Origin of the sequence: Duganella hordei (assembly GCF_040369125.1) — a bacterium.
GTDB lineage: Bacteria > Pseudomonadota > Gammaproteobacteria > Burkholderiales > Burkholderiaceae_D > Rugamonas > Rugamonas hordei.
Genome location: NZ_BPWI01000007.1, coordinates 52,092 through 73,867, shown reverse-complemented (window position 1 = coordinate 73,867; position 21,776 = coordinate 52,092). Strand labels below are relative to the sequence as shown.

The following is a 21,776-nucleotide window of genomic DNA, read 5'->3' as shown; positions in this document are numbered from 1 at the left end:
CGTCTGCATGAACATCGTGGTACGTGAAGCAACGAATGACGATGCCAAGCTGATTGCCGACCTCACGCGCGCCGCGTGGGCCGGCAAGGTCAACGTCACTTCCAGCGGCCACCGCGAAACCGCCGTCCTCGTCGCAGAACACCTGCGCGATGGCGGCGGTTTTGTTTTGCTGGTCGACGAGCGGCCGGTGGGCTCGGTGCGCTGGCTGCCGCTCGATTCGGATGCCGACGTGTGGGAAATCTGCCGCATGGGCGTGCTGCCCGAGTACCGGGGCGGCAACCTGTCGCAGCACCTGCTGGAAGCGGTGATCCATCACGGCCTGGCCACCGGCGTCGAGGAAGTGCGGCTCGCCGTGCGCAGCGACCAGCCCAAGCTGATCGACTTCTACACCGCCTTCGAATTCGAACTGGCCGAGGAACTCGAATACTCGCACGCCAATCCGATGGAGCCGCCGCCGCTGGTGATGCGCCGTTCGCTCAAGCACTAAATCCCCAGGCATGCCGATTGAATTCAACGCATGCTGGCAAGCCGGGGGGCGATAAACCGGGCAGGCAGGTACGCTGGACACTTCAGCCGGCGGCAGGCGCGGCCGGCAGCTTGCGGCGGGTCGCCAGCTGAAGCGCCAACGCGGCCAGCACGGCGGCCGCAAAACCCGCCATCAGGCCCAGTCGCGGCAGGGTCACCGACAGCGTGAAGCAGAAGGCCACGAACGAGTACAGTCCCGCCGCCATGGCGCGCAGCAGCGCCGCGGCGAAGGCCATGCCTTGGGCCCGATGCGAAAACACGGCCAGCACGATGCCCAGGATAGGAAACACCGCCAGCAGCCCGCTCCAGTGCGCGCCGAGCATACGCGCGGCCAGCGTCACGGCCAGCGTCAGCAGCGCGCCGGCCAGCATCCGCAGCGGCAGCTCGGCCGCCGCCAGCGAGCGGGCGCCGGGCGCCGCCACCGCCGGGAACAGACGCGGCGCCGCCGCCAGCGTTGCCAGCGCCACCAGCAGCGATGCCGCCGCGGACACCGGCAGCCACGAGAGCCCCCAGGCCGCCGCCGCCCATCCCGCCAAGGCTGCCGGCAGCGCCACCGGCCAGCCGGCGCGGCGCGCCGCGTGCGCATACGCGACGCTGAACACCACCGACGCGAACACCGCCGACAGCGCCGCCGATGCCGCGTGGGCAGCGAATTCCGTGCCCTGCTCGGCGGCCAGGAAGAACAGGATGGGACCGGTCACCACCGGCAGCCCGGCCAGCCAGCCGGCCACCGCCGGTCCCCAGCGCTGGCCGGCAAGCGACAGCGCCAGCAGAAACACCGGCACCAGCAATACCTTCAGCGCCAGCATCGCTTATTTGTAGACGCCGCAGCCGATGATCACGTCATCGACCCGCTCGACGTAGGTACGCTTGCCGTCGATCTGCCCGGTGACCGGGTTGGGCCACTTGTAGTCGACCCAGCCCTTGCCCTCCGCCGCCGTGCCCAAGGCCAGGATGTCCTTGATCAGGTACTTGCCGTCGGCATCCTTCATCTCCTTGACGTTCTTGCCCACCAACTTGATGTTGGCGCCGTTGGCCAGTTCGACGCCGTCGCCGTTGGCGCCGAAAGCGAAGATGTACAAATCCTTGTGGATGAACTGTCCCTTCGGATTATTGAACTCGGCAAAGGCCTTTTCCTTGCCGTTCTTCTTCAGGAACTCGCCGGCTTTCTTGACCATCGCCACCGCTTCGTCGGCGGTACCCTTCTCCGCTGCGCCGGCGCCAGCATTGAACATCAGCGCAGCGCAGCCCACTACCAGATATTTCAACAGGTTCTTCATTTTTCAACTCCCTCGGTTAAAAGTCGATCTCTTAAAAGTCGATTATTGGATGCCAGCCAGGCCAGCACCGGTCCCACGCCGACAACATCCGCCGCGCGGGCGATGACGGCTTCGGTGGCGCACCACGGATAAGGCAGCGAAGCCACCCATTTCATGACCCGCTCCTGGGCGGCCGGCGGCAGTATCTGCATCACCTCCACGGTGATCGCCAGCCGCTCGGCCAGGCCGGTGACGTCCTCGAAATGCCAGTCGTAGCGCCCGCAGCCCACCCGCACATTGCCGCTGCCCTTGTCCGTCATCGCCACCAGCCATTCGCAACTGAAGACAGGAATCGGCTGTCCCGGCGGCGGCGTCAGGCAAAACGTATAGACGTTCTCGTAGCTTTGCCCGAAGCGGCGCACCAGCACGTCCGCTATGGCCTCGCGTCCCTGCGACAACGGCGGAAACGCGATGCTTTCAGTGTTGACCTGCATCGACAGCATGGCGTCCTCGCTGAACGCTTCGGCCATCAGATGCGGGCGATTGCCATCCTTCGCCAGCAAATAGCTGTGGATGGTATGGGCGGGTGAGCGCATGGCGGCCGCCTAGAAGATGTGGCGGATGCCCAGGTTCAGGCCACGGTTGCCGGTGCCGCCCTCGATTGCGCTGCCGACCGTGTAGCCGGCGCCGTTCTTGTTGCGGATGTACGCGTACACCGCATACAGGTCCGTGCGCTTGGACAGGTTGTAGCGATAGCCGGCCGCCAATTGCTCGGCATCCTGGTTGAAGCTGGTCTTGTCGTTCTTGCGGATGTAGGAGGCCAGCCAGGTGCCGACGCCCTGCGGCAGCGTCACGCCCAGCAGCACCACATTGCTGTCGGTGGTCGGTGTCGGCGCGACGGCGTAGCCGAACGGGTTGTTCAAGTTGCGCGGCAAGGCGCTGTTCAATCCCTTGTCGACGCCGTAGGCGAAGTGCGCCTTCGCCACGCCGAAGTCGTACAGCGCCGTCAGCACGGTGTTCTTGGCGCTGCTGGTGTTCTTCAGCGTGGCCGTGTTGTTGTTGCGGTTGTGATGGGCCAGGCGCACCACCAGCGGGCCGTTGGTGTAGGCCAGCGCGCCGCCGAACTGGCGCTGCGCCGTGCTGTCGCCGGCGACTTCGCCGGCGCCGTAGACCACTTCCGCGCTGAAGCCGTTGACCACCGGCGACGCGTACTTGACCGCGTTGTCCATGCGGCTGGCGCTGTTGCCGGTCGAGGCCATCAGGTTCTTGGTGTCGCCCGCCGTGCCGGAACCGAACGGATCGACCGCCGCCACCGCCAGGTACTGCGGCGTGTACTGGCGGCCCAGGGTCAGCGTGCCGGAGGTCTTGCTCTGCAGGCCGACGTAGGCCTGGCGGCCGAACAGCAGGCCGCCCTGCCCCATCGCGCCGGTGTCGGCCTGGAAGCCGTTCTCCAGCAGGAAGATGGCCGACAGGCCGTTGCCCAGGTCTTCGGTGCCCTTGAAGCCCAGGCGCGAGCCGGACTCCACGCCGCTGGTCAGCTTGGTGGCGGAAGCGGCCGCGCCCACACCGCCGCTTTCGCGCACCACCGCCATGTCGACGATGCCGTACACCGTCACGTTGGATTGGGCTGCAGCCGTCCCTGCCAATGCGCTCAGCATGAGCGCAAGCATAGTCTTTTTCATTTTTATCCCCGTTTGAATAGGCTCTGATGTTGGAGACGGGATAACGAGCCCTGGCTATCCCGCCTTATTTAAAGCTTATGAACCGAAGCCGCCGCCGCCCGGCGTCTCGATCGCGAACACGTCGCCGGCCTGCATCTCGGCGGTGTGCGTGGCGCCGAACTCCTCGACCGAACCGTCGCCGCGTTCGACCCAGTTGCGGCCCAGCGCGCCGGGCGCCGCGCCCTCCAGCCCGAACGGCGCGATGCGGCGGTGGCCGGCCAGGATGTTGGCCGTCATCGCCTCCAGGAAGCGGATGCGGCGCAATGCTCCGTCGCCGCCGCGCTGCGTTCCCTCGCCGCCGCTGCCGCGCCGGATCGCATGGGTTTCAACCAGCACCGGGAAGCGCCACTCCAGCACTTCCGGATCGGTCATGCGCGAGTTGGTCATGTGGGTCTGCACGGCGGCCGTGCCGTCAAAGCCGGGACCGGCGCCGGAACCGCCGGCGATGGTCTCGTAGTACTGGTGCTCCTCGTTACCGAAGGTGAAGTTGTTCATCGTGCCCTGCGAGGCCGACATCACGCCCAGCGCGCCGTACAGCGCGTCGGTGACGTACTGCGACACCTCTACGTTCCCCGCCACCACCGCCGCCGGATAGCGAGGATTGAGCATCGAGCCTTCCGGGATGATCAGGTTGAGCGGCTTGAGCACGCCCTCGTTCATCGGAATGTCGCTGTCGATCAGCGTGCGGAACACGTACAGCACGGCGGCCTTGCAGACCGACAGCGGCGCGTTGAAGTTGGTCGGCCGCTGCCCGCTGGTACCGGTGAAGTCCACCGTCGCGCTGCGGCTGGCGTGGTCGATGGTCAGCTTGACCTTCAGCACCGCGCCATCGTCCATCTCGTACGAGAAGCTGGCGTCGCGCAGGCCGCCGATGGCTTTGCGCACCGCCGCTTCGGCGTTGTCCTGCACGTGCTGCATGTAGGCCAGCACCACGTCCTCGCCGTAGCAGGAAGCCGCCTTCAGCAACTCGTTGGCTCCGGTTTCGCAGGCGCCCAGTTGCGCGATCAGGTCGGCGATGTTCTGGTCGATGTTGCGGCTCGGCCAAGGGCCGGCGGCGAACAGTTCGCGCACCATCGGCTCCAGGAACACGCCGCGGTCGACGATCTTGATGTTATCCAGCAGGACGCCCTCTTCCAGGATGCTGGTGCTGTTGGGCGGCATCGAGCCGGGCGTGATGCCGCCAACGTCGCCGTGGTGGCCGCGCGCGGCGACGTAGAACAGCGGCGCCTCGCTGTCTCCGTACACCGGGCAGACGATGGTGATGTCCGGCAGGTGGGTGCCGCCGTTGTATGGCACGTTGAGCACATACGCGTCGCCCGGCGCCATCGTCGCCGCATGCTGGCGGATCACGCACAGCACGCTGTCGCTCATCGAGCCCAGGTGCACGGGAATGTGCGGCGCGTTGGCGATCAGGTTGCCGTGGCGGTCGAAGATCGCGCAGGAAAAGTCCAGGCGCTCCTTCATGTTGACCGAGTAGGCGGTGTTCTCCAGCGTGGTGCCCATCTGCTTGGCGATCGACATGAACAGGTTGTTGAAGATCTCCAGGTGGATCGGATGCACGGCGGTGGTCATCTTGTGGGCACTGCCGGCGGCCACGCTGCGCTCCAGCATCAGCGTGTGGTCAGGCAGTACGCGCGCGGTCCAGCCGGCGTCCACCACGGTGGTGGCGATCTCCTCGCGGATCAGCGCCGGACCGGTCAGGCGGCTGCCGACCGCCAGCTCGGCGCGCACGTGCAGCGCGATCGGCACGGTCTGGCCGTCGACGTAGCTGTAGACGCGGCCCGCCGAGTCGGCACCGCCGCCGGCCGGCACTTCGATGACGAAGTCCGCGCCGTCGCCGGCGCCGATCGCCTCGGCCGATACCGATTCGATCACCAGCGGCTGGCCTTCCATCACGAAGCCGAAGCGGCCGCGGTACAGCGCCGCGAAGGCCTCGCCCATTTCGGTCACGCTGCCCAGCGGGATGACGAAGGCCGAATCGCTGTCCTGGTACTTCAGCCGCGCGCACAGCTCGACGCGGATATCGTCCTGCGCCACCTGCTGTTCCAGCAGTTCGGTGGCGGCATCGCGCGCCAGTTCCACCAGCTTGGGACCCAGCTGGTCCAGCGTCGCCTCGCTCAGCAGCTGCTCGACGGCGCCCTCGCGCATCGCCCGGATATCGGCCAAACCCATGCCGAAGGCGGACAGCACGCCGGCAAACGGGTGGATGACGATCTTGGTCATGCCCAGCACGTCGGCCACGCGGCAGGCATGCTGGCCGCCGGCGCCGCCGAAGCAGCACATGGCGTAGCGGCTGACGTCATAGCCGCGCTCCACCGAGATCGACTTGATCGCCTGCGCCATGTTGTCGACCGCCACCGCCAGGAAGCCGTCGGCCACGGCCGATGGCGACAGGCGGGTGCCGGTTTCACGGGCGATGCGCTCGGACAGCTCGCCGAAGGCGCGCACCACCACGTCGCGGTCCAGCGGCTGGTCGCCGTTGGGGCCGAACACGTGCGGGAAGTGCTCCGGCTGGATGCGGCCCAGCATCACGTTGCAGTCGGTGACCGTCAGCGGCCCGCCCTTGCGGTAGCTGGCCGGCCCAGGATTGGCGCCGGCCGATTCCGGTCCGACCTTGAAGCGGCCGTTCTCGAAGCTGCAGATCGAGCCGCCGCCGGCCGCCACGGTATGGATGTGCATCATCGGCGCGCGCACCCGCACGCCAGCCACCACGGTCTCGAACACCCGCTCGTAGGCGCCATCGTAGTGGGCGACGTCGGTCGAGGTACCGCCCATGTCGAAGCCGATCACCTGTTTCAGGCCGATCGCCTCGCAGCTCTTGACCGCGCCGACGATGCCGCCGGCGGGTCCGGACAGGATCGCGTCCTTGCCCTGGAAGCGGCCGGCGTCCGTCAGGCCGCCGTTGGACTGCATGAACATGATGCGCACGTCGCCCGTGTCGGCCGACACCCGCGACACGTAGTCCCGCAGCACCGGCGACAGGTAGGCATCGACCACCGTCGTGTCGCCCCGGCCGACGATCTTCATCAACGGGCTGACCTGGTGGCTGACGGAGATCTGCGTGAAGCCCGTCTCCTCCGCCAGCGCCCGCAGCCGCTGCTCGTGCTGAGGATAGCGATAGGCGTGCATCAGCACAATGGCGATGGCGTCGATGCCCTTTGCGCGCAAGGCCATCAGCTGGCCGCGCAGCCGCTCTTCATCCGGCGCTTCCAGCACTTCGCCGCGCGCGCCGATGCGTTCGTCGATCTCGATCACTTCCTCGTAGATCAGGTCCGGCAGGTCGATGCGCATGGCGAAGATGTCCGGCCGGTCCTGGTAGCCGATGCGCAGCTGGTCGGCAAAGCCGCGCGTGATCGCCAGCGCGGTGCGCGCGCCCTTGCGCTCCAGCAGCGCGTTGGTGGCCACGGTGGTGCCCATCTTGATCACTTCGATCTGGTCCGCCGGCAGCGGATCGCCCGTCTTCAGTCCGAGCAGGTCGCGCATGCCTTGCGTGACCGCGTCGTCGTAGCGCTCCGGATACTCGGACAGCAGCTTGTGCGTCACCAGCTTGCCGTCCGGACGGCGCGCGACGATGTCGGTGAAGGTGCCGCCGCGGTCGACCCAGAACTGCCAGCGAAGTTGTTGAGCGGGGATGTCGTTTTTCATGGTGTTACCTCTACAGTCTAAATCAGGATTCGAGTTTCTTGCCGGCGGTTTCAGGCAGCGTCAGCGCGGCCAGGATCATCACGCCGTAGGCGGTGCCGGCGAAGATGCCGATCGCCTCGCCCAGCGCCATCGACTGGCTGCTCATGCCTATCATCAGCGGGAACAGCGAGCCGATCGCGCGGCCCATGTTGTAGCTGAAGCCCTGGCCGGAGCCGCGGATCGAGGTCGGGAACAACTCGGTCAGGAAGGCGCCCATGCCGCTGAACACGCCGGACACGCAGAAACCGAGCGGGAAGCCGAGGAACAGCATCACGCCGTCGGTCACCGGCAGGCGGGTGTAGGCCAGGGCGATGCACATCGAGCCGGTGGCGAACAGGATGAAGTTCTTCTTGCGGCCCAGGTAGTCGGTCAGGAAGGCGCTGACGATGTAGCCCACGTACGAGCCGACGATGACCATCGCCAGGTAGCCGCCGGTGCCCAGCACCGTCAGGTGGCGCTCGGTCTTGAGGAAGGTGGGCAGCCAGGTGGTGATGGCGTAGTAGCCGCCTTGGGCGCCGGTGGTCAGCAGGACGGCGCGCAAGGTGGTGCTCAGCATTTTCGGCGCGAAGATCTGGGCGAACGAGGCGCGGTCTTCCGGCGCCACCGCCTTCTGCTGCGCCACGAACAGTTCCGGCTCATCGACGAAGCGGCGGATGAAGATCACGAACAGCGCCGGCAGTATCCCCAGCAGGAACAGCGAGCGCCATGCCCATTCGGGCGGCAGCAGCGAGAACATCAGCGCATACAACAGCGCCGACACGCCCCAGCCGATGGCCCATCCCGCCTGCACCATGCCGACCGCCTTGCCGCGGTCCTTGGCGCGGATTACCTCGCCGATCAGGATGGCGCCGGCGGTCCACTCGCCGCCCATGCCGAAGCCCATCAGGCCGCGCGCCACCAGCAGCTGCTGGAAGTTCTGCGCCAGGCCGCACAGCACGGTGAAGAAGGCGAACCACAGGATGGTCAGCTGCAGCGTCTTGACGCGGCCGATGCGGTCCGACAGGATGCCGGCGATCCAGCCGCCGGCGGCGGAGGTCAGCAAGGTGACGGTGCCGATCAAGCCGGCGTCGCCCTTGGACAGGCCCCAGGTGGCGATCAGCGTCGGGATCACGAAGCTGAGGAATTGCGTGTCCATCGCGTCGAGCGCATAGCCGATCTTGCAGCTCCAGAAGGTGCGGCGCTCCTTGCCGGTCAATGCGTGGAACCAGGAGAAAAATCCCTCCTCCCGGGTGGTTGCTAGTGCTCTGGTATTCATGGTGCTCCCCTTTTTGTTTGGCGTAGCAATCCCCGTTCGGACACGCGCTGCGGGTCCGTCCTGGGTGCCACTTTGGTTTTAAGTTAGAACGCTGCTAAGGATGAATTCAGTATGTCGGTCACCAGCATGTAGCCCGGCTGGTGGGTGATCGCCAGCGGCAGGCGCGCATGGCGGATGGCTTCCTGCGGCGTGACGCCGCATGCCCAGAAGACCGGTATTTCGTCAGGCATGATCTCGACCGGATCGCCGTACTCTGGATGGTCGATGTCGGCGATGCCGATCAGCGACGGGTCGCCCAGGTGCACCGGAGCGCCGTGCACCGCCGGGTAGCGGCTGGTGATCTGGATCGCGCGGATCGCATCGGCGGCCTTCATCGGCCGCATCGACACCACCATCTCGCCGCCGAATGGGCCGGCGCCCTGGTTGCGGATATTGGTGCGGTACATGGCGACGTTCTTGCGCTGCTTGATGTGACGCAGCGGGATGCCGGCCTCGATCAGCATCTGCTCGAACGAGAACGAACAGCCGATCGCGAACACCACCAGGTCGTCGCGCCAGACGTCGTGCAGCGAGTACGTTTGCGATGCCAGCTGACCGCCGCGATAGATGTTGTAGCCGGGCGTGTCACTGCGCAGGTCCATGTCCTCGCCGAGACGGGTCACGTTCCACTGCCCCGGTTCGCCGACCGCCAGCAACGGGCAGGCGCGCGGATTGCGCTGGCAGAACAGCAGGAAATCGTCGGCATGCGCCTGCGGCAGGATCACCAGGTTGGCCTGGGCGTACGGGCCGCAATAGCCGGCGGTCGGCAGGCGGAATTCGCCGCTGCGTACCTTGTGACGTAATTCAAGTGGGGTCATTGGGTGGCTCGCTTATTCAGTAAAAAAATTACATGAGTTAAGAATAAACTTGAATACCCCTACACGCCATCTAGTTATTTTTGCTGTTGTTGTATAGTTTTTCTTACCACTCCGCGCTATCTTGGTGCGGACGGTTAAGGTATTCTTGTTTCCCATGAATACCCGCTTCCTCGAGACCTTCGTCACCCTCGCCCAGCTGCGCAGCTTCCGCGCCACGGCCCGCGCGCTGCATGCGACGCCGGCCGCCATCTCGCTGCGCATCAAGACGCTGGAGGAGGAACTGCAGACGGAACTCATCGACCGCAGCAGCAAGGACTTCCGCCTGACCGCCAACGCCGAGTATCTGCTGGCGCCGGCCAAGGCGGTGGTCGACGCCACGCGCCGGCTGGTGGCGGCGGCGCAAAAGGACAGCGCGATACGCGGCCGCCTGCGGGTCGGCGTGATCGAATCGGTGGTGCACAGCTGGCTGGCGCAGTACATCCGCGAATTGAACACGATGTACCCGGAGCTGGAAGTGGACCTGGCGGTCGACATGAGCAACGTGCTGGAACGGCGCCTGCGGGCGCGCGAGCTCGATCTGGTGATACAGGTGGAAGGCGTGGAGAGCAGCGATATCGTCTCCGAGGCGCTGGCGGTGTATCCGCTGCACTGGATCGCCCGCAAGGGCCTGATCGACACACGCAAGGAAGGTTTGAACCAGCGCCTGCTGGCGCTGCCCATCCTGACTTTCGGACGGGGCACGGCGCCGCAGCGCATGATCGAGGAGATCGTCAGCAAGATGGCCAACCTGGCAATGGTGCCGCTGGAGCAGACGCGCATCACCTGCTCGCCGTCGGTGGCGGCCATCGTGCAGCTGGTGAAGGACGGCTACGGCGTGGCGGCCATCCCCAGCCTGTTCGTGGTCGACGCGCTCAAGAGCGGCGAGTTTATCGAGCTGCCGGTGCAGCCGGAACCGCCATCGATCATCGTCTCGATGTGTTTCCATTCAAACGCCGAGATGCTGGTGCACGCCGCCGCCAACGCCGCCCGCCAGGCCTGCGCCAGCTACTGCGCGCAAGTCGATCCGCGTTACATCAAGTCGCTATAGGTCAGAGGTCCAGCGCGATGGCCGCGCTGCCGGCGGCCGGGATGGCGGAGCATATCAGCACCTGCCCTGGGTCCGCCTGGGTACCGCAGTCCCGGGTGTACTTGACCGCTCCGGACCCGATGCCGACCGCGCAGGTACCGCACGCGCCGGAGCGGCAACTGAATTCCGCCGGTATGCCTTGGGACTCGGCCAGCTCCAGCAGGCTGCCCGCGCTGCCGTCCCACAATGCCGAAATGCCCGACCTGGTGAACTGCACCGGCACGGCCGCGGCCACCTCTGTGGACTTTGCATAGCGTCGCACACTGGCCGGACCGAAGGCTTCAAACCGTATGCGTTCGTCGGCGACATTCAGGCTGCGCAAGCCGTCGTACATCTGCTGCATGAACGGCACCGGACCGCACAGGTAGAAATCGTAATCGTCGAACGGCAGTTGGGTTTTCAGCCACGCCAGGTCGATGCGGCCGGCGCTGGCCTGCCAGTTGGTGATGTCGCTGTCGAAGGCCGCCGTGTCGCCCTCGCCGCTGTAGCGTATGTGGACGTTGAGATTGCGGTGTCCGGCCGCCAGCGTTTGCAAATGCTCCCCGAACGCCTGCTCGCGGCGGTTGCGGGCGCCGTGGAAGAAATGGATGGGGTGGCGATGGCGCGTGCGGCTGCCGTTCACCAGCAAGCCGTTCAGCATGGCGATCATGGGTGTGATGCCGATGCCTGCCGACAGCAGCACGGCCGGGCGTTGCTTGCCCTCCTCGAACGTGAAGTCGCCGCCGGGGCCCATCAACTCGACGCGCACGCCCGGTGCCAGATGATCGTGCAGCCAGGCGGAGACGGCGCCGTCGCGCTTGACGCTGATGCGGTAGCGACGGCCATTCGGAACATCGGACAAGGTGTAGCTGCGTACCAGCGGCACGGCCGATCCCGCAGCGCCCGCAGCCAGGCGTACAGAAATAAACTGGCCCGGCACGTGCGCGGCCAAGCCCACTCCGTCGGCGGGTTCGAAGTAAAACGAACGCACAGTGTCGCTTTCCCGCACAACCTCGGTCACGGTGAACGGCCGCCACTTGCCGGTCAACGCGGCGGCGTCGAGCGCACTGTCCGCCTCGGCCCAGGTGCCGGTGCGTGCTACCTGCGCGGCGGGTTTGGGTGCGCTCCAGCGGAACGGCAGCGCGCCAACATTGCGCACCACTTCCCGCACATGGAAGCGCAGCAGCCGCTCCGCGCCGGCGAAGGCCCGCACTTGCGGACCGTCCCAGATGATCTCCGCTTCCACCGCCACGTGCAGCATGTCGCCGCGTTCGAAGTCGATGAACAGTAAGCCCGCGCGCAGATGGCTGAGCAGGTTGCCGGTCGTGTTGAAGAAGAAGTTGCCGACGAATTCGGGCGAGGTCAAGGTGCGGTCGTCGTCGACGCGCACGAAGCCCGGACGTCCGCCGCGATGCGAGACATCCGCCCCCTTGCCCTTGCCCGCCTTGTCATCCAGATTGGCGCTGGCGATGAAGAAGGTGTCGGCGCGGGCGATCAGCTCTCGGTCCTGCGCACTCAGCTGGGCACCGCGCAGCACATGCACTTCGCGCGCGGCCGGCGCCGGCGTCGCGGCACGGTCCTGGATGTATTGCGGGCAGTTGCCGAAGCTTTGCGACACCGCCACCCGCATGCCTCCCTCGTCCACCGACGTGATGACGCCGTTGACGCGGTTGCGCCGCCGCGTGGACGGCACCAGTCCCAATCCCCCGAAGTGGACGCCGACGCCCAACTGGCCTTGCAGCGGATCGCCGGCCAGCATGCCGCCGGCGATGTGCAGCGTGCGCGCGTCGGGCGTCGATACGAAGCCGGGATCGCTGGCCAGCACCGTGGCCCACGGCTGCCCTTCAGCATCGAGCGCACCGATGAAAAACATCGGCAGCTCGCTGAAGAATTGGCGATGCTGATCGGGCATGTAGTCGCGCACCCCGGCCGCGCCGGCACCGGCCATCTGCTCGCGCACGCCCACGCGCTGCTGGATGGTCAGCTCGCCGGCATGAAATGGGGACGCGTCCATGGCCGGCTCCGTTTAAATGATTTCAGGCGCCACGCCGGCTTTGGTGGCGGGCATCGCCACAAAGCCCGGCAGCGCGCGCACGTTGGCCAGCCAGGCGCGGATGTTCGGATACGGCTTGAGCGACACGCCGCCTTCCGGCGCGTGCTCGACGTAGCTGAACGCGGCGATGTCGGCGATGCTGGCGTGGTCGCCCACCGCGTAACGGCGGCCGGCCAGCTCCGCCTCCATCACGTCGAACAGGCGTACCGAGATGGCTAGTGCCCGCTCATGATCGAGCGGCGCGCCGAACACCGTCACCAGCCGCGCCGTGCAGGGACCGTAGGCGATCTTGCCCGACGCGTTGGACAGCCAGCGCTGCACCTGGGCCGCCGCCAGCGGTTCGCGCGGCAGCCAGCGGCCGCTGTCGTCGTATTTGGACGCCAGGTAGACCAGGATCGCGGTCGAGTCGGGCAGCACCACGTCGCCGTCCTCCAGCACCGGCACCTCGCCGAACGGGCTGCGCGCCAGATGCTCGGGCGAGCGGTTCTGCCCCGCCCTCATGTCGATCTGGACGAATTCGTAGGGCAGCTTCAGCAGGCTGAGGAACAAGCGCACACGGTGGGTGTGGCCGGAAAGCGGCGTGCCGTAGAGCTTCATGATGGATTTCCTATGTGGATGGACAGATGCAGCCAGTATATTCAGACGGCTTCGTGCTGATAAGCTGGACAAAACAGGAATCTCAGTTCACTCTAAGTGGACAATCACTCTCCGCACGCACCATGGCCGATTTAAGCACCATCAACCTGAACCGCCTGATCACCTTCGTCGCCGTGGTGGAATCGGGCTCGCTGACTGCCGCCGGCGAGCGGCTCGGCCTGGCCAAGTCCATGGTCAGCAAGCACATGCAGCTGCTGGAGACCGAAGTCGGCGTCAGCCTGCTGCTGCGCTCGACCCGCAAACTGGCGCTGACCGAGGCCGGCCGCGCATTCTACGAAGCCAGCCGACAGTTGCTGCGGCAGGCCGAACAGGCGATCGAGCAGGCCCGCACCGGACGCGACATCCCGCAAGGCACGTTGCGGGTGGCCGCGCCGATCGACTACGGCGTGATGGTGGTGGCGCCCGTGCTGACGCAGCTGCGGGAGCGCTATCCGGCGCTGAAGGTGGAGCTGGTCTGCGGCGACAGCCTGATCGACCTGATCGCCGAGGGCATCGACGTGACGGTGCGGCTGGGCAAACTGGCCGATTCGGGCTATATGGCGGCGCGCGTCGGCGGCATGGTGCGCCTGCTGGTCGCCAGCCCGGAGTTCGTGGCGCGGCACGGCATGCCGGCCACCCCGCAGGCGCTGGCGCCGCTGCCCTACATCGCGCTAACGGTGCTGCGGCAACCGGCCACGTTCACGCTGGAGGACGGCGCCGGCAATCATAGCGAGGTGCGGATGCAGAACATCGTGTTCTCGACCAACACCGCCTATGCCTGCCGCGCCGCCGCGCTGGCCGGCGGCGGCGTGCTGCGCGCGACCTGGTTCTCGGTACGGGAGGATGTGGCCGCCGGCAGGCTGGTGCGGCTGCTGCCCGAGTGGTCGCTGCCGGAGGGCGATATCCACGCGGTGTTCCCGGCTTCGCCGCACCTGCCGCAGAAAGTGCGGGTGTTTATCGACGCGCTGAAAGCGGCGGCGGGCTAGTGGGCTCTAGCGTCGCGCCGAGACGACGATGCCGCCGACGATCAGCGCGAACGCTGCAACATGGTAGCCATGCGGCGCCTCGCCCAGGAAGGCAGACGACAGCAAGGCCGTGAACAGCGGCGTCAGGTTGACGAAGAACGCGCCGACCGACGGCCCGGCCGCCTGCACGCCCGCGCCCCAGCAGCGGAAAGCGATCACCGCCGGCCCGACCGACACGTAGACCAGCGCCGCCGCCAGCGTCCAGCTCCATTGCACCGGGATCGCGCCCAGCGCCCATTCCCCGGCCGCGAAGCCGCCCGACCACAGCACGCCGAACGCCACCTGCGCCAGCAGGAAGGCGGCCCAGTCGGCGCGGATGGCGGCCGGTTCCTTCGCGCGCGTCAGCAGCCAGCTGTACAGCGACCAGGCGATGGTGGCCAGGATCATGAACAGGTCGCCCGCCACCAGCCGCAGTTCCAGCACGTGGCGCCACTCGCCGCGCGCCAGCACCAGCACCACGCCGGCGATCGACAGCACGGCGCCGGCCACCTGGCGCCGGCTCACCGGCACGCCGAAGAACAGCCAGCCGGTCAGCATCATCCACACCGGCATGCCGGACGCCACCAGCGTGACGTTGATCGGCGTCGAACTCTGCAACGCCATGTATTGCAGCGCGTTGTACATGCCGATGCCGAGCAGGCCCAGCAGCGCGTACTGCTTCCAGTAGCGCCACATGCCGGCCTCGCGCCGGAACACCGGCCCGGCCAGCGGCAGCAGGATGCAAAACGCGATCAGCCAGCGCAGGAAATTGAGCAGCACCGGCGGCAGCATGTCGTGCACCAGGCGGCCGACGATGGCGTTGCCGGCCCACAGCAGCGGAGGCAAAGTCAGCAGGAAAACGGTTTTGGGCGTCAGGCGATGGGTCATTTTTCTATTTTTTCGTGATAACTATGCAACATTACGTCCCGAGCATACCCGATTCCGCCGTTTCCGGCTGAAGGCCGGCGATAGAATTAGCGCCCGGCCGCCGCGGCGCGGTAAAATACAAGTTGCTGATCCACCCACTTAGAAAATATGAAACTCTCTAAACAACATTCGATGTACGAATCCGATCACACCCTGTTCATCAAGGCGCTGAAGGAAAAGAATCCGGGCATGGAAGAAGGCCAGCAAAAAGGCCGCGCGCTGCTGTGGGACCGTCCGCCGGTGTCGCTGGACGAGCAGGAGCGCCAGATGAAATCGGCCATCAAGCAACAAGCTTACGTCTACCAGAACAAGGTCTAAGCATTCCGGGGCGGCAAGGATGTTGCCAGACGACACGGTTGAAACGCAACCGCCGGTAGCCGACCTGGTCGGCGAGGAGGAGGCCGCGCCGTCGCCGGAGCTGGCGGAAGCGGCCGAGGCGGACGCCGCCGCCATCACCACCGAGGTGTCGGCCCTGGCCCGCTTGTACGGCGAGCCGATGCTGAAAATGCCGACCGACCTGTACATCCCGCCCGACGCGCTGGAAATCTTCCTCGACGCCTTCGAAGGCCCGCTGGACTTGCTGCTCTATCTGATCCGCAAGCAAAACTTCAACATCCTCGACATCCCGATGGCGCAGCTGACGCTGCAATACCTGAAATATGTCGACCAGATCCGCCTGTCCAACCTGGAGCTGGCGGCAGAATACCTGCTGATGGCGGCGATGCTGATCGAGATCAAGTCGCGCATGCTGCTGCCGCAGCGCCAGTCGGACCTGGAAATCGAAAGCGACGACCCGCGCGCCGAACTGGTGCGCCGCCTGCTGGAATACGAGCAGATCAAGCTGGCCGCCTACGACCTGAACACGATCCCCCAGGTCGACCGCGACTTCGTGCGCACGCAGATATTCATCGAGCAAAGCCTGGTGCCGACCTGGCCGGACGTGGCGACTATCGACCTGCAGCAAGCCTGGCTGGACGTGATGAAGCGCGCCAAACTGACCCAGCACCACAAGATCAGCCGCGAGGAACTGTCGGTGCGCGAGCACATGACGGGCATCCTGCGGCGCCTGCAATCGAGCCGCTTCGTCGAGTTCGCCGACCTGTTCGACATCGCCGGCGGCGTGCCGGTGGTGGTGGTGAACTTTGTCGCGCTGCTGGAGCTGGCCAAGGAAACGCTGATTGAAATTACCCAGGCCGAGCCGTTCGCGCCCATCTACGTGCGGCTCGCGTACTCGCCGGCCTGAACGGCCGCCCTCCCCTGAATTCCCATTACCGCTCATAGCGAACACATGTCATGAAAATCATCACTTCCATTGAAGAATTGCGCGACCAACTCAGCGGCCAACTGCGCACCGCCTTCGTCCCGACGATGGGCAACCTGCACGAGGGCCACTTGTCGCTGATGCGGCTGGCGCGCAAGCACGGCGACCCGGTGGTCGCGTCGATCTTCGTCAACCGCCTGCAGTTCGGCCCGAACGAGGATTTCGACAAGTACCCGCGCACCTTCCAGGCCGACGTCGAGAAGCTGGAGAAGGAAGGCGTGTACGTGCTGTTCGCACCGACCGAGAAGGATCTGTACCCGGAGCCGCAGGAGTACCGTGTGCAGCCGCCGGACGGCCTGGGCAACACGCTGGAGGGCGAATTCCGCCCGGGCTTCTTCAACGGCGTGTGCACGGTGGTGACCAAGCTGTTCTCGTGCGTGCAGCCGCGCGTGGCCGTGTTCGGCAAGAAGGATTACCAGCAGCTGATGATCGTGCGTAACATGAGCCGCCAGTTCGCCATGCCGACCGAGATCATCGCGGCCGAGACGTATCGCGCCGACGACGGCCTGGCGCTGTCGTCGCGCAATATGTATCTGTCGGAAACGGAACGGGCGGAAGCGCCGGCGCTGTACCAGACCTTGAATTTCGTGGCCAATGAAATGCGCTCGGGCCATCTGGACGTGTTCCAGCTGGAGCACAAGGCGATGGACGACCTGGCCAAGCGCGGCTGGAAACCGGACTACATCTCCATCCGCAAGCGCAACGACCTGCAGCCGCCCAACGCCGGCGACCTGGCGCAAGGCGCGCAACTGGTGGTGCTGGCGGCCGCCAAGCTGGGCTCGACCCGTTTGATCGACAACCTGGAAATTTAAGGCTTAGGCGGCACAGCGGGCGCCACCGGCAGCACGCTGACGCCCTGCGGCGTGACCTGGATGATCATGGCCGGCACGGTCGCTGCCGGCGCCGGCGTCTTCGGTACCGCGTTGTTCAGCACGAAGGTCATCACCGTGATGAAAATCGCGATCGTGGCGATGAAGGTGCCCACCATCCATCTGACCAACTGCGACACCGCGCTTTCGACGGTGCTGGCGATTTTGGCCTCCACCGCCACGCGCATCTCTCTCATCGACTCGCGTATCGCCTCCGTGCGCTCGTCGAGCACGGCACGAAGGCCGGCCATCTCGGCGTGCAGGCTGTCTGTCCTGCCAGCCATCTCGGCGTGCAGGCTGTCTGTCCTGCCAGCCATCTCGGCGTGTAAGCTATCCGCCTTGGCATCGATATAGTCTTTGTCAGAATTGGAGTTCATGCGCACATAATCCGCCGCGCAATTGGCCATGTCAACGCGCGCACGCGTGACGATTGAGACGGATCAGGCTGCGACGTTTTGCGCCCAGGCCAGCGCGGAGAGGTGGGCTTTGTTGACATCTTCCGGGCTCAGCTTGAGCGAGGCGGCCAGCGAGGCGACCAGGTCGGAATTGAGTTCGCAGGCTTCGGCCAGCGCCAGGTAGGGGCCGTATTTGCCGCTGCGGGTGAGCAGCGCGGCAACCACGTCGTCGGACAGCTGGATATTGGCCAGCACTTCCTGCATGGTGATGCCCAGCAGCCGGTCCAGCAGCGAGAACATGCCCGCCACGAAGATGTTTTCCGCTTCGCTCTTGCCCAGCGCGGCCTGCCCCAGCAGTTCGGCCAGGCGGCCGCGCACCACCGCCGTCTCCAGCAGCACCGGCGAGTAGCCGGACGTGCTGGCGGTGGCCAGCAGCAAGGTCAGCCAGCGGTACAGCGGCGTGTAGCCCAGCAGGGTCAGCGCCTGCTTCAGCGACTGGATCTCGCGCCCGGCGCCGAAGCCGGCCGAGTTGATGAAGCGCAGCAGTTTGTACGACAGGGTCGCATCGCGCTTGAGCACGGCCTCGAGCTGGACGATGTCGGCGTTCTGGCGCACCATCTGCATCAGCTGCATGATGATGGTTTGCGCCGGATTCAAGCCCTTGGAGTCGCTGCTGGGGCGCGGCGTCAGGTGCAGCTTGCCGACGAAGGCGTTCAGCCCCAGCGCGGCGCAGGCGTCGAAATCGCCCCAGTTGCTGACCGGCCGCGCGACCATGCCCACCGACGATTGCTTCAGCGCCGCATAGGTGCGCGCCTGGGCGCCGACGTCGGCGCCGGAAAAGCGCACTTCGACATACGAGGCGATGGTCGGCAGGCGGCTGCCGATGCGGCTCAGGTCGGCCTCGCGCAGCAGGATGCCGACGCCGCCGGCGCGCAGCGCCTGCACGGCGGCCATGGTGTCGGGATTGGCAAGCTCGGCGGTACGGATGGACAGCACGGTGCGCTCGGGCGGCAGCTGATGCAGGGCGTCGGTCGACAGCATCGCCGGCACCGCTTCAAGGAACAGGATCTTGTCGCGCAGCAGCCAGCCCTGGTCCTCGTCGTTGACCTGTTCGGCCACGAAGCCGATCAGCAATTCCAGTTCGGCCGGCGTCGACGGCGCACCGCCGGGCCGCTGCCAGGACAGTTCATAGCCAACCACCCTCTGCTTGGCGTCCAGCAGCGGTTCACGGACGAGGAAATTGGTTTGGTGCATGGTTATCTATGAAAGACAGCGGATCAGAAACCCAGGCTATCGAGCAGATCGTCCACCTGCTCCTGGTCGGCCACCACGCCTTCGCCGGTCGGATCGATTTGCGGTCCGTTCAGCAAGCCGTTGTCGAGCTCCTTCTTCATCTGTTCAGGCGCGAAATCGATCAGCATCTGCACCAGCTGCTTTTCCAGGTTTTGTGCGATCGAGGTGACCTTCTTGATCACCTGCCCGGTCAAATCCTGGAAATCCTGCGCCATCATGATGTCCATCAGATGGGCCTTGGTCTGCGTCGCGCCGTCGGCGGCGCCGTCCAGCGCGGCGACGGTTTGCTGCGCCAGCGCCTGCCACTGCGGGTCCGGCGCGCCGGCCGCCAGCAGGCCGTTCCACGAGGCGCTCAGCTGCCTGGCGTCGCCGCCTATCCGGTCCTGCAGCGGACTGGCGGCATCGGTGGCGTTTAACACTTTCTGCGCCGCGTCTTCGCTGAGGCGGGCGACGTAATCGAGGCGGTCGCGGGCGTCCGGGATGTCGGATGCCGCTTTTTCTATCAATTTATCCAGGCCCAGCCCGCGTAAGCTTTCATGCAAGGCCCGCGTCATGTGACCGATACGCGACAAAAACTCCTCATTCGGATCCATCGCGACCGCGGCGGATCCGCTGTGTTGCTCAACCATTATCAAGCTCCGAGCTTCTCGAAGATCTTGTTCAGCTTTTCATCCAGCGTTGCTGCGGTGAATGGTTTAACCACATAGCCGTTGGCGCCTGCCTGGGCAGCCGCGATGATGTTTTCCTTTTTCGCCTCGGCGGTCACCATCAGCACCGGCAGCTTGGCCAGCGCGGGATCGGCACGGATGTTTTGCAACATCGTCAAGCCGTCCATGTTCGGCATATTCCAGTCGGACACGACGAAGTCGAACGATTCAGCGCGCAGCTTGGCCAGCGCCATCACGCCGTCTTCCGCCTCATCGACATTGGCATAACCCAGTTCTTTCAACAGATTCCGGACAATGCGGCGCATCGTCGAAAAATCGTCAACAACTAAAAATTTCATCTTTGGATCAGCCATGAATTACTCCGTTGTTTCTCTACGCGGTGGTTGTTAATAGTATCTACGTGCCAGCAAGTTGTAGGATAGCATTTTCGTTGCTTTAAGGCGAACAAAGTAGCAGTAAAACGTCAAACAGGGGCATTTATACCCTTTATACCCGCAAAGCCCGCATGCCGTGGGCCGCCAGGTAACCCAGCACCATGCCCGGCAGCGCCTGCAGCGCGCCGACTTCGTGGGCGGCGCCGATGGCGATCGCCTCGCGCGGCATGCCGAACACCACGCAGCTGGCCTCGTCCTGGGCGAAATTATACGCGCCGGCGCCCTTCATCTCCAGCATGCCGGCCGCGCCATCCTTGCCCATGCCGGTCAGGATAACCCCAACCGCGTTTTTACCGGCGCACTGCGCGGCTGAACGGAACAGCACGTCCACCGACGGCCGGTGGCGGTTGACCGGCTCGGCCTGGTCGATGCGGGTCATGTAGTTGGCGCCGCTGCGGGTCAGGTACAGGTGCGAGTGGCCGGGGGCGATGTAGGCGTGGCCCGGCAGCACGCGCTCGTTGCCCTGCGCTTCCTGCACCGAGATCTTGCACAGGCTGTTGAGGCGCTTGGCGAACGAGGTGGTGAAGCCTTCGGGCATGTGCTGGGTGATCAGGATGCCGGGGCAGTCGGACGGCATCTGCATCAGGAACTCGCGGATCGCCTCGGTGCCGCCGGTGGAGGCGCCGATGATGATCAGCTTTTCCGACGAGGTCAGCGGATTGCGCAGCTGCGGCAGCTGGGTCTGTCCGCCCTGGCCGTCGGCGCCGGCCTGCGGCAGCACGCGCGCGCGCACCCGCGCCTTGGAGGCGGCGCGGATCTTGTCGGTGATCAGGTCGGTGTACTCGCGCATGCCGGCCTGGATCGAGATCTTCGGCTTGGTGACGAAGTCGACCGCGCCCAGTTCCAGCGCGCGCATGGTGATCTCCGAGCCGCGCTCGGTCAGCGACGACACCATCACCACCGGCATCGGCCGCAGCCGCATCAGTTTTTCCAGGAAGTCGAGGCCGTCCATCTTCGGCATCTCGACGTCGAGCGTCAGCACGTCGGGGTTGTGCTGCTTGATCAGCTCGCGCGCGACCAGCGGATCGGGGGCGGCCGCCACCACTTCCATGTCGGGCTGGCTGTTGATGATCTCGCTCATCACGCTGCGGATCAGCGCGGAATCGTCGACGATCAGGACTTTGATCTTCATAAAACGCTACTTTCCGGGCCCTATGCCCTCAATTCGGTCAGAACAGGTCGATCTCGCCGCCCACCGGCGCCACCTTGAGGCGGCTGGCGTACTCGATCTCGCGCTTGGCCAGCGTGTCGTTGTGGGTCTGCATCAGCTTTTTCACCAGCACCTTGCCGGTGCGGGGGAAGAAATACACCTTGCGCGGGTGGATGTCGTTCAGGTCCTCGGCCACCACGCGGATTTTCTCGACCTTGAGGAAGTTCAGCACGAAGGCGGCGTTGCGCTCGCCGACGTTGATCGCGGTGAAGCCCTTGAGCACGGCGCCGCCGCCGAACACCTTGGCCTCCATGTTCTCGCGCTTGGCGCCGGCCTTGAGCAGGTCGTTGATCAGGATTTCCATCGCATACGTGCCATAGCGCGCCGAGGCCGACACCGGGCTGCCGTTGTCGCCGCCGCCATCGGGCAGCATGAAGTGGTTCATGCCGCCCAGGCCGGTGACCCGGTCGCGGATGCAGGCCGACACGCAGGAGCCGAGCACCGTCACGATCAACATGTCCTTGTTGGTGAAGTAGTACTCGCCCGGCAGTATCTTGGCGGCTTCGCAGTCGAACGTTCTATCGTAATAGACGTTCGTGGCAAATTGTTCGAGATCCATT

At 65.5% G+C, this 21,776-nt stretch carries 22 protein-coding genes; 6 read left to right on the top strand and 16 right to left on the bottom strand.

Going from position 1 to position 21,776, the window contains the following annotated elements:
- Positions 1-7: 7 nt before the first annotated feature.
- Positions 8-487: a GNAT family N-acetyltransferase gene (locus ABWW33_RS17520; protein WP_176651662.1), complete on the top strand. Its 480-nt coding sequence runs from the start codon at positions 8-10 to the stop codon at positions 485-487.
- An 82-nt stretch (positions 488-569) separates the two neighbouring features.
- Here ABWW33_RS17520 and ABWW33_RS17515 read toward each other — a convergent pair whose 3' ends face one another.
- From ABWW33_RS17515 to ABWW33_RS17485, 7 genes are all read right to left on the bottom strand, one after another.
- Complete coding sequence (locus tag ABWW33_RS17515; protein ID WP_176651663.1) at positions 570-1,334, bottom strand: hypothetical protein; 765 nt, start codon at positions 1,332-1,334, stop codon at positions 570-572.
- 3 nt (positions 1,335-1,337) lie between these two features.
- Entirely contained in the window at positions 1,338-1,805 is a 468-nt protein-coding gene (locus tag ABWW33_RS17510) for a cache domain-containing protein (protein WP_176651664.1), read from the bottom strand.
- A complete protein-coding gene (locus ABWW33_RS17505) occupies positions 1,802-2,380 on the bottom strand; it encodes a hypothetical protein (protein ID WP_176651665.1) in 579 nt (192 codons plus the stop codon). The genes ABWW33_RS17510 and ABWW33_RS17505 overlap by 4 nt, the downstream gene beginning before the upstream one ends.
- Positions 2,381-2,389: 9 nt before the next feature.
- Positions 2,390-3,466: a porin gene (locus ABWW33_RS17500; RefSeq protein ID WP_353403018.1), complete on the bottom strand. Its 1,077-nt coding sequence runs from the start codon at positions 3,464-3,466 to the stop codon at positions 2,390-2,392.
- A gap of 75 nt (positions 3,467-3,541) precedes the next feature.
- Complete coding sequence (locus tag ABWW33_RS17495; protein WP_353403017.1) at positions 3,542-7,150, bottom strand: hydantoinase B/oxoprolinase family protein; 3,609 nt, start codon at positions 7,148-7,150, stop codon at positions 3,542-3,544.
- 22 nt (positions 7,151-7,172) lie between these two features.
- On the bottom strand, positions 7,173-8,444 hold the full coding sequence (locus tag ABWW33_RS17490; RefSeq protein ID WP_176651668.1) for an MFS transporter: 1,272 nt from the start codon (positions 8,442-8,444) through the stop codon (positions 7,173-7,175).
- An 83-nt stretch (positions 8,445-8,527) separates the two neighbouring features.
- Complete coding sequence (locus ABWW33_RS17485) at positions 8,528-9,301, bottom strand: putative hydro-lyase (RefSeq protein ID WP_353403016.1); 774 nt, start codon at positions 9,299-9,301, stop codon at positions 8,528-8,530.
- A 154-nt stretch (positions 9,302-9,455) separates the two neighbouring features.
- On the opposite strand from ABWW33_RS17485, the gene ABWW33_RS17480 reads away from it, so the two are divergent.
- Entirely contained in the window at positions 9,456-10,388 is a 933-nt protein-coding gene (locus ABWW33_RS17480) for a LysR family transcriptional regulator (RefSeq protein WP_176651670.1), read from the top strand.
- Position 10,389: 1 nt separating this feature from the next.
- Here the strand turns inward: ABWW33_RS17480 and ABWW33_RS17475 are convergent, their stop codons facing one another.
- Both ABWW33_RS17475 and ABWW33_RS17470 read right to left on the bottom strand, forming a co-directional pair.
- A complete protein-coding gene (locus tag ABWW33_RS17475; RefSeq protein ID WP_353403015.1) occupies positions 10,390-12,420 on the bottom strand; it encodes a 2Fe-2S iron-sulfur cluster-binding protein in 2,031 nt (676 codons plus the stop codon).
- Between the two features lie 12 nt (positions 12,421-12,432).
- Complete coding sequence (locus tag ABWW33_RS17470; RefSeq protein WP_353403014.1) at positions 12,433-13,056, bottom strand: glutathione S-transferase family protein; 624 nt, start codon at positions 13,054-13,056, stop codon at positions 12,433-12,435.
- 122 nt (positions 13,057-13,178) lie between these two features.
- On the opposite strand from ABWW33_RS17470, the gene ABWW33_RS17465 reads away from it, so the two are divergent.
- Positions 13,179-14,081, top strand: coding sequence for a LysR family transcriptional regulator (locus ABWW33_RS17465; RefSeq protein ID WP_353403013.1), 903 nt, complete (start codon positions 13,179-13,181; stop codon positions 14,079-14,081).
- Positions 14,082-14,087: 6 nt separating this feature from the next.
- Here the strand turns inward: ABWW33_RS17465 and ABWW33_RS17460 are convergent, their stop codons facing one another.
- Positions 14,088-14,987 (bottom strand): DMT family transporter, encoded by a 900-nt coding sequence (locus ABWW33_RS17460; RefSeq protein ID WP_353403012.1) that lies wholly within the window; start codon positions 14,985-14,987, stop codon positions 14,088-14,090.
- A 147-nt stretch (positions 14,988-15,134) separates the two neighbouring features.
- Between ABWW33_RS17460 and ABWW33_RS17455 the strand changes: the two genes are divergently transcribed.
- From ABWW33_RS17455 to panC, 3 genes are read left to right on the top strand one after another with little or no spacing between them, the layout of a single operon-like run.
- Entirely contained in the window at positions 15,135-15,344 is a 210-nt protein-coding gene (locus tag ABWW33_RS17455; RefSeq protein ID WP_176651675.1) for a DUF3460 family protein, read from the top strand.
- 19 nt (positions 15,345-15,363) lie between these two features.
- Positions 15,364-16,269, top strand: a complete 906-nt coding sequence (locus ABWW33_RS17450) for a segregation and condensation protein A (RefSeq protein WP_353403011.1) — start codon at positions 15,364-15,366, stop codon at positions 16,267-16,269.
- A 50-nt stretch (positions 16,270-16,319) separates the two neighbouring features.
- Positions 16,320-17,159 (top strand): pantoate--beta-alanine ligase, encoded by an 840-nt coding sequence (gene panC / locus ABWW33_RS17445; RefSeq protein WP_176651677.1) that lies wholly within the window; start codon positions 16,320-16,322, stop codon positions 17,157-17,159.
- Here the strand turns inward: panC and ABWW33_RS17440 are convergent.
- The 6 genes from ABWW33_RS17440 to cheD all read right to left on the bottom strand — a co-directional run bounded on the left by ABWW33_RS17440 (position 17,156) and on the right by cheD (position 21,775).
- Positions 17,156-17,593 (bottom strand): hypothetical protein, encoded by a 438-nt coding sequence (locus tag ABWW33_RS17440; RefSeq protein WP_353403010.1) that lies wholly within the window; start codon positions 17,591-17,593, stop codon positions 17,156-17,158. The two genes, panC and ABWW33_RS17440, sit on opposite strands and share 4 nt — an antisense overlap.
- Before the next feature lie 63 nt (positions 17,594-17,656).
- Positions 17,657-18,865 (bottom strand): EAL and HDOD domain-containing protein, encoded by a 1,209-nt coding sequence (locus ABWW33_RS17435; RefSeq protein ID WP_353403009.1) that lies wholly within the window; start codon positions 18,863-18,865, stop codon positions 17,657-17,659.
- 23 nt (positions 18,866-18,888) lie between these two features.
- Positions 18,889-19,533, bottom strand: coding sequence for a protein phosphatase CheZ (gene cheZ, locus ABWW33_RS17430; RefSeq protein WP_176651680.1), 645 nt, complete (start codon positions 19,531-19,533; stop codon positions 18,889-18,891).
- A gap of 2 nt (positions 19,534-19,535) precedes the next feature.
- Positions 19,536-19,925 (bottom strand): chemotaxis response regulator CheY, encoded by a 390-nt coding sequence (gene cheY / locus ABWW33_RS17425; RefSeq protein WP_008450066.1) that lies wholly within the window; start codon positions 19,923-19,925, stop codon positions 19,536-19,538.
- A 133-nt stretch (positions 19,926-20,058) separates the two neighbouring features.
- Positions 20,059-21,138, bottom strand: coding sequence for a protein-glutamate methylesterase/protein-glutamine glutaminase (locus tag ABWW33_RS17420; protein WP_176651681.1), 1,080 nt, complete (start codon positions 21,136-21,138; stop codon positions 20,059-20,061).
- 37 nt (positions 21,139-21,175) lie between these two features.
- Positions 21,176-21,775 carry a chemoreceptor glutamine deamidase CheD gene (cheD, locus tag ABWW33_RS17415; RefSeq protein ID WP_176651682.1) on the bottom strand — a complete coding sequence of 200 codons (600 nt, stop codon included), beginning with the start codon at positions 21,773-21,775 and terminating at the stop codon, positions 21,176-21,178.
- Between the last annotated feature and the right edge of the window lies 1 nt (position 21,776).

Bases quoted from the DNA above. Each gene is read 5' to 3' on its own strand.
- ABWW33_RS17520 (WP_176651662.1), top strand. From the start codon at position 8: ATGAACATCGTGGTACGTGAAGCAACGAATGACGATGCCAAGCTGATT.
- ABWW33_RS17515 (WP_176651663.1), bottom strand. From the start codon at position 1,334: ATGCTGGCGCTGAAGGTATTGCTGGTGCCGGTGTTTCTGCTGGCGCTG.
- ABWW33_RS17510 (WP_176651664.1), bottom strand. From the start codon at position 1,805: ATGAAGAACCTGTTGAAATATCTGGTAGTGGGCTGCGCTGCGCTGATG.
- ABWW33_RS17505 (WP_176651665.1), bottom strand. From the start codon at position 2,380: ATGCGCTCACCCGCCCATACCATCCACAGCTATTTGCTGGCGAAGGAT.
- ABWW33_RS17500 (WP_353403018.1), bottom strand. From the start codon at position 3,466: ATGAAAAAGACTATGCTTGCGCTCATGCTGAGCGCATTGGCAGGGACG.
- ABWW33_RS17495 (WP_353403017.1), bottom strand. From the start codon at position 7,150: ATGAAAAACGACATCCCCGCTCAACAACTTCGCTGGCAGTTCTGGGTC.
- ABWW33_RS17490 (WP_176651668.1), bottom strand. From the start codon at position 8,444: ATGAATACCAGAGCACTAGCAACCACCCGGGAGGAGGGATTTTTCTCC.
- ABWW33_RS17485 (WP_353403016.1), bottom strand. From the start codon at position 9,301: ATGACCCCACTTGAATTACGTCACAAGGTACGCAGCGGCGAATTCCGC.
- ABWW33_RS17480 (WP_176651670.1), top strand. From the start codon at position 9,456: ATGAATACCCGCTTCCTCGAGACCTTCGTCACCCTCGCCCAGCTGCGC.
- ABWW33_RS17475 (WP_353403015.1), bottom strand. From the start codon at position 12,420: ATGGACGCGTCCCCATTTCATGCCGGCGAGCTGACCATCCAGCAGCGC.
- ABWW33_RS17470 (WP_353403014.1), bottom strand. From the start codon at position 13,056: ATGAAGCTCTACGGCACGCCGCTTTCCGGCCACACCCACCGTGTGCGC.
- ABWW33_RS17465 (WP_353403013.1), top strand. From the start codon at position 13,179: ATGGCCGATTTAAGCACCATCAACCTGAACCGCCTGATCACCTTCGTC.
- ABWW33_RS17460 (WP_353403012.1), bottom strand. From the start codon at position 14,987: ATGACCCATCGCCTGACGCCCAAAACCGTTTTCCTGCTGACTTTGCCT.
- ABWW33_RS17455 (WP_176651675.1), top strand. From the start codon at position 15,135: ATGAAACTCTCTAAACAACATTCGATGTACGAATCCGATCACACCCTG.
- ABWW33_RS17450 (WP_353403011.1), top strand. From the start codon at position 15,364: ATGTTGCCAGACGACACGGTTGAAACGCAACCGCCGGTAGCCGACCTG.
- panC (WP_176651677.1), top strand. From the start codon at position 16,320: ATGAAAATCATCACTTCCATTGAAGAATTGCGCGACCAACTCAGCGGC.
- ABWW33_RS17440 (WP_353403010.1), bottom strand. From the start codon at position 17,593: ATGAACTCCAATTCTGACAAAGACTATATCGATGCCAAGGCGGATAGC.
- ABWW33_RS17435 (WP_353403009.1), bottom strand. From the start codon at position 18,865: ATGCACCAAACCAATTTCCTCGTCCGTGAACCGCTGCTGGACGCCAAG.
- cheZ (WP_176651680.1), bottom strand. From the start codon at position 19,533: ATGGTTGAGCAACACAGCGGATCCGCCGCGGTCGCGATGGATCCGAAT.
- cheY (WP_008450066.1), bottom strand. From the start codon at position 19,925: ATGGCTGATCCAAAGATGAAATTTTTAGTTGTTGACGATTTTTCGACG.
- ABWW33_RS17420 (WP_176651681.1), bottom strand. From the start codon at position 21,138: ATGAAGATCAAAGTCCTGATCGTCGACGATTCCGCGCTGATCCGCAGC.
- cheD (WP_176651682.1), bottom strand. From the start codon at position 21,775: ATGGATCTCGAACAATTTGCCACGAACGTCTATTACGATAGAACGTTC.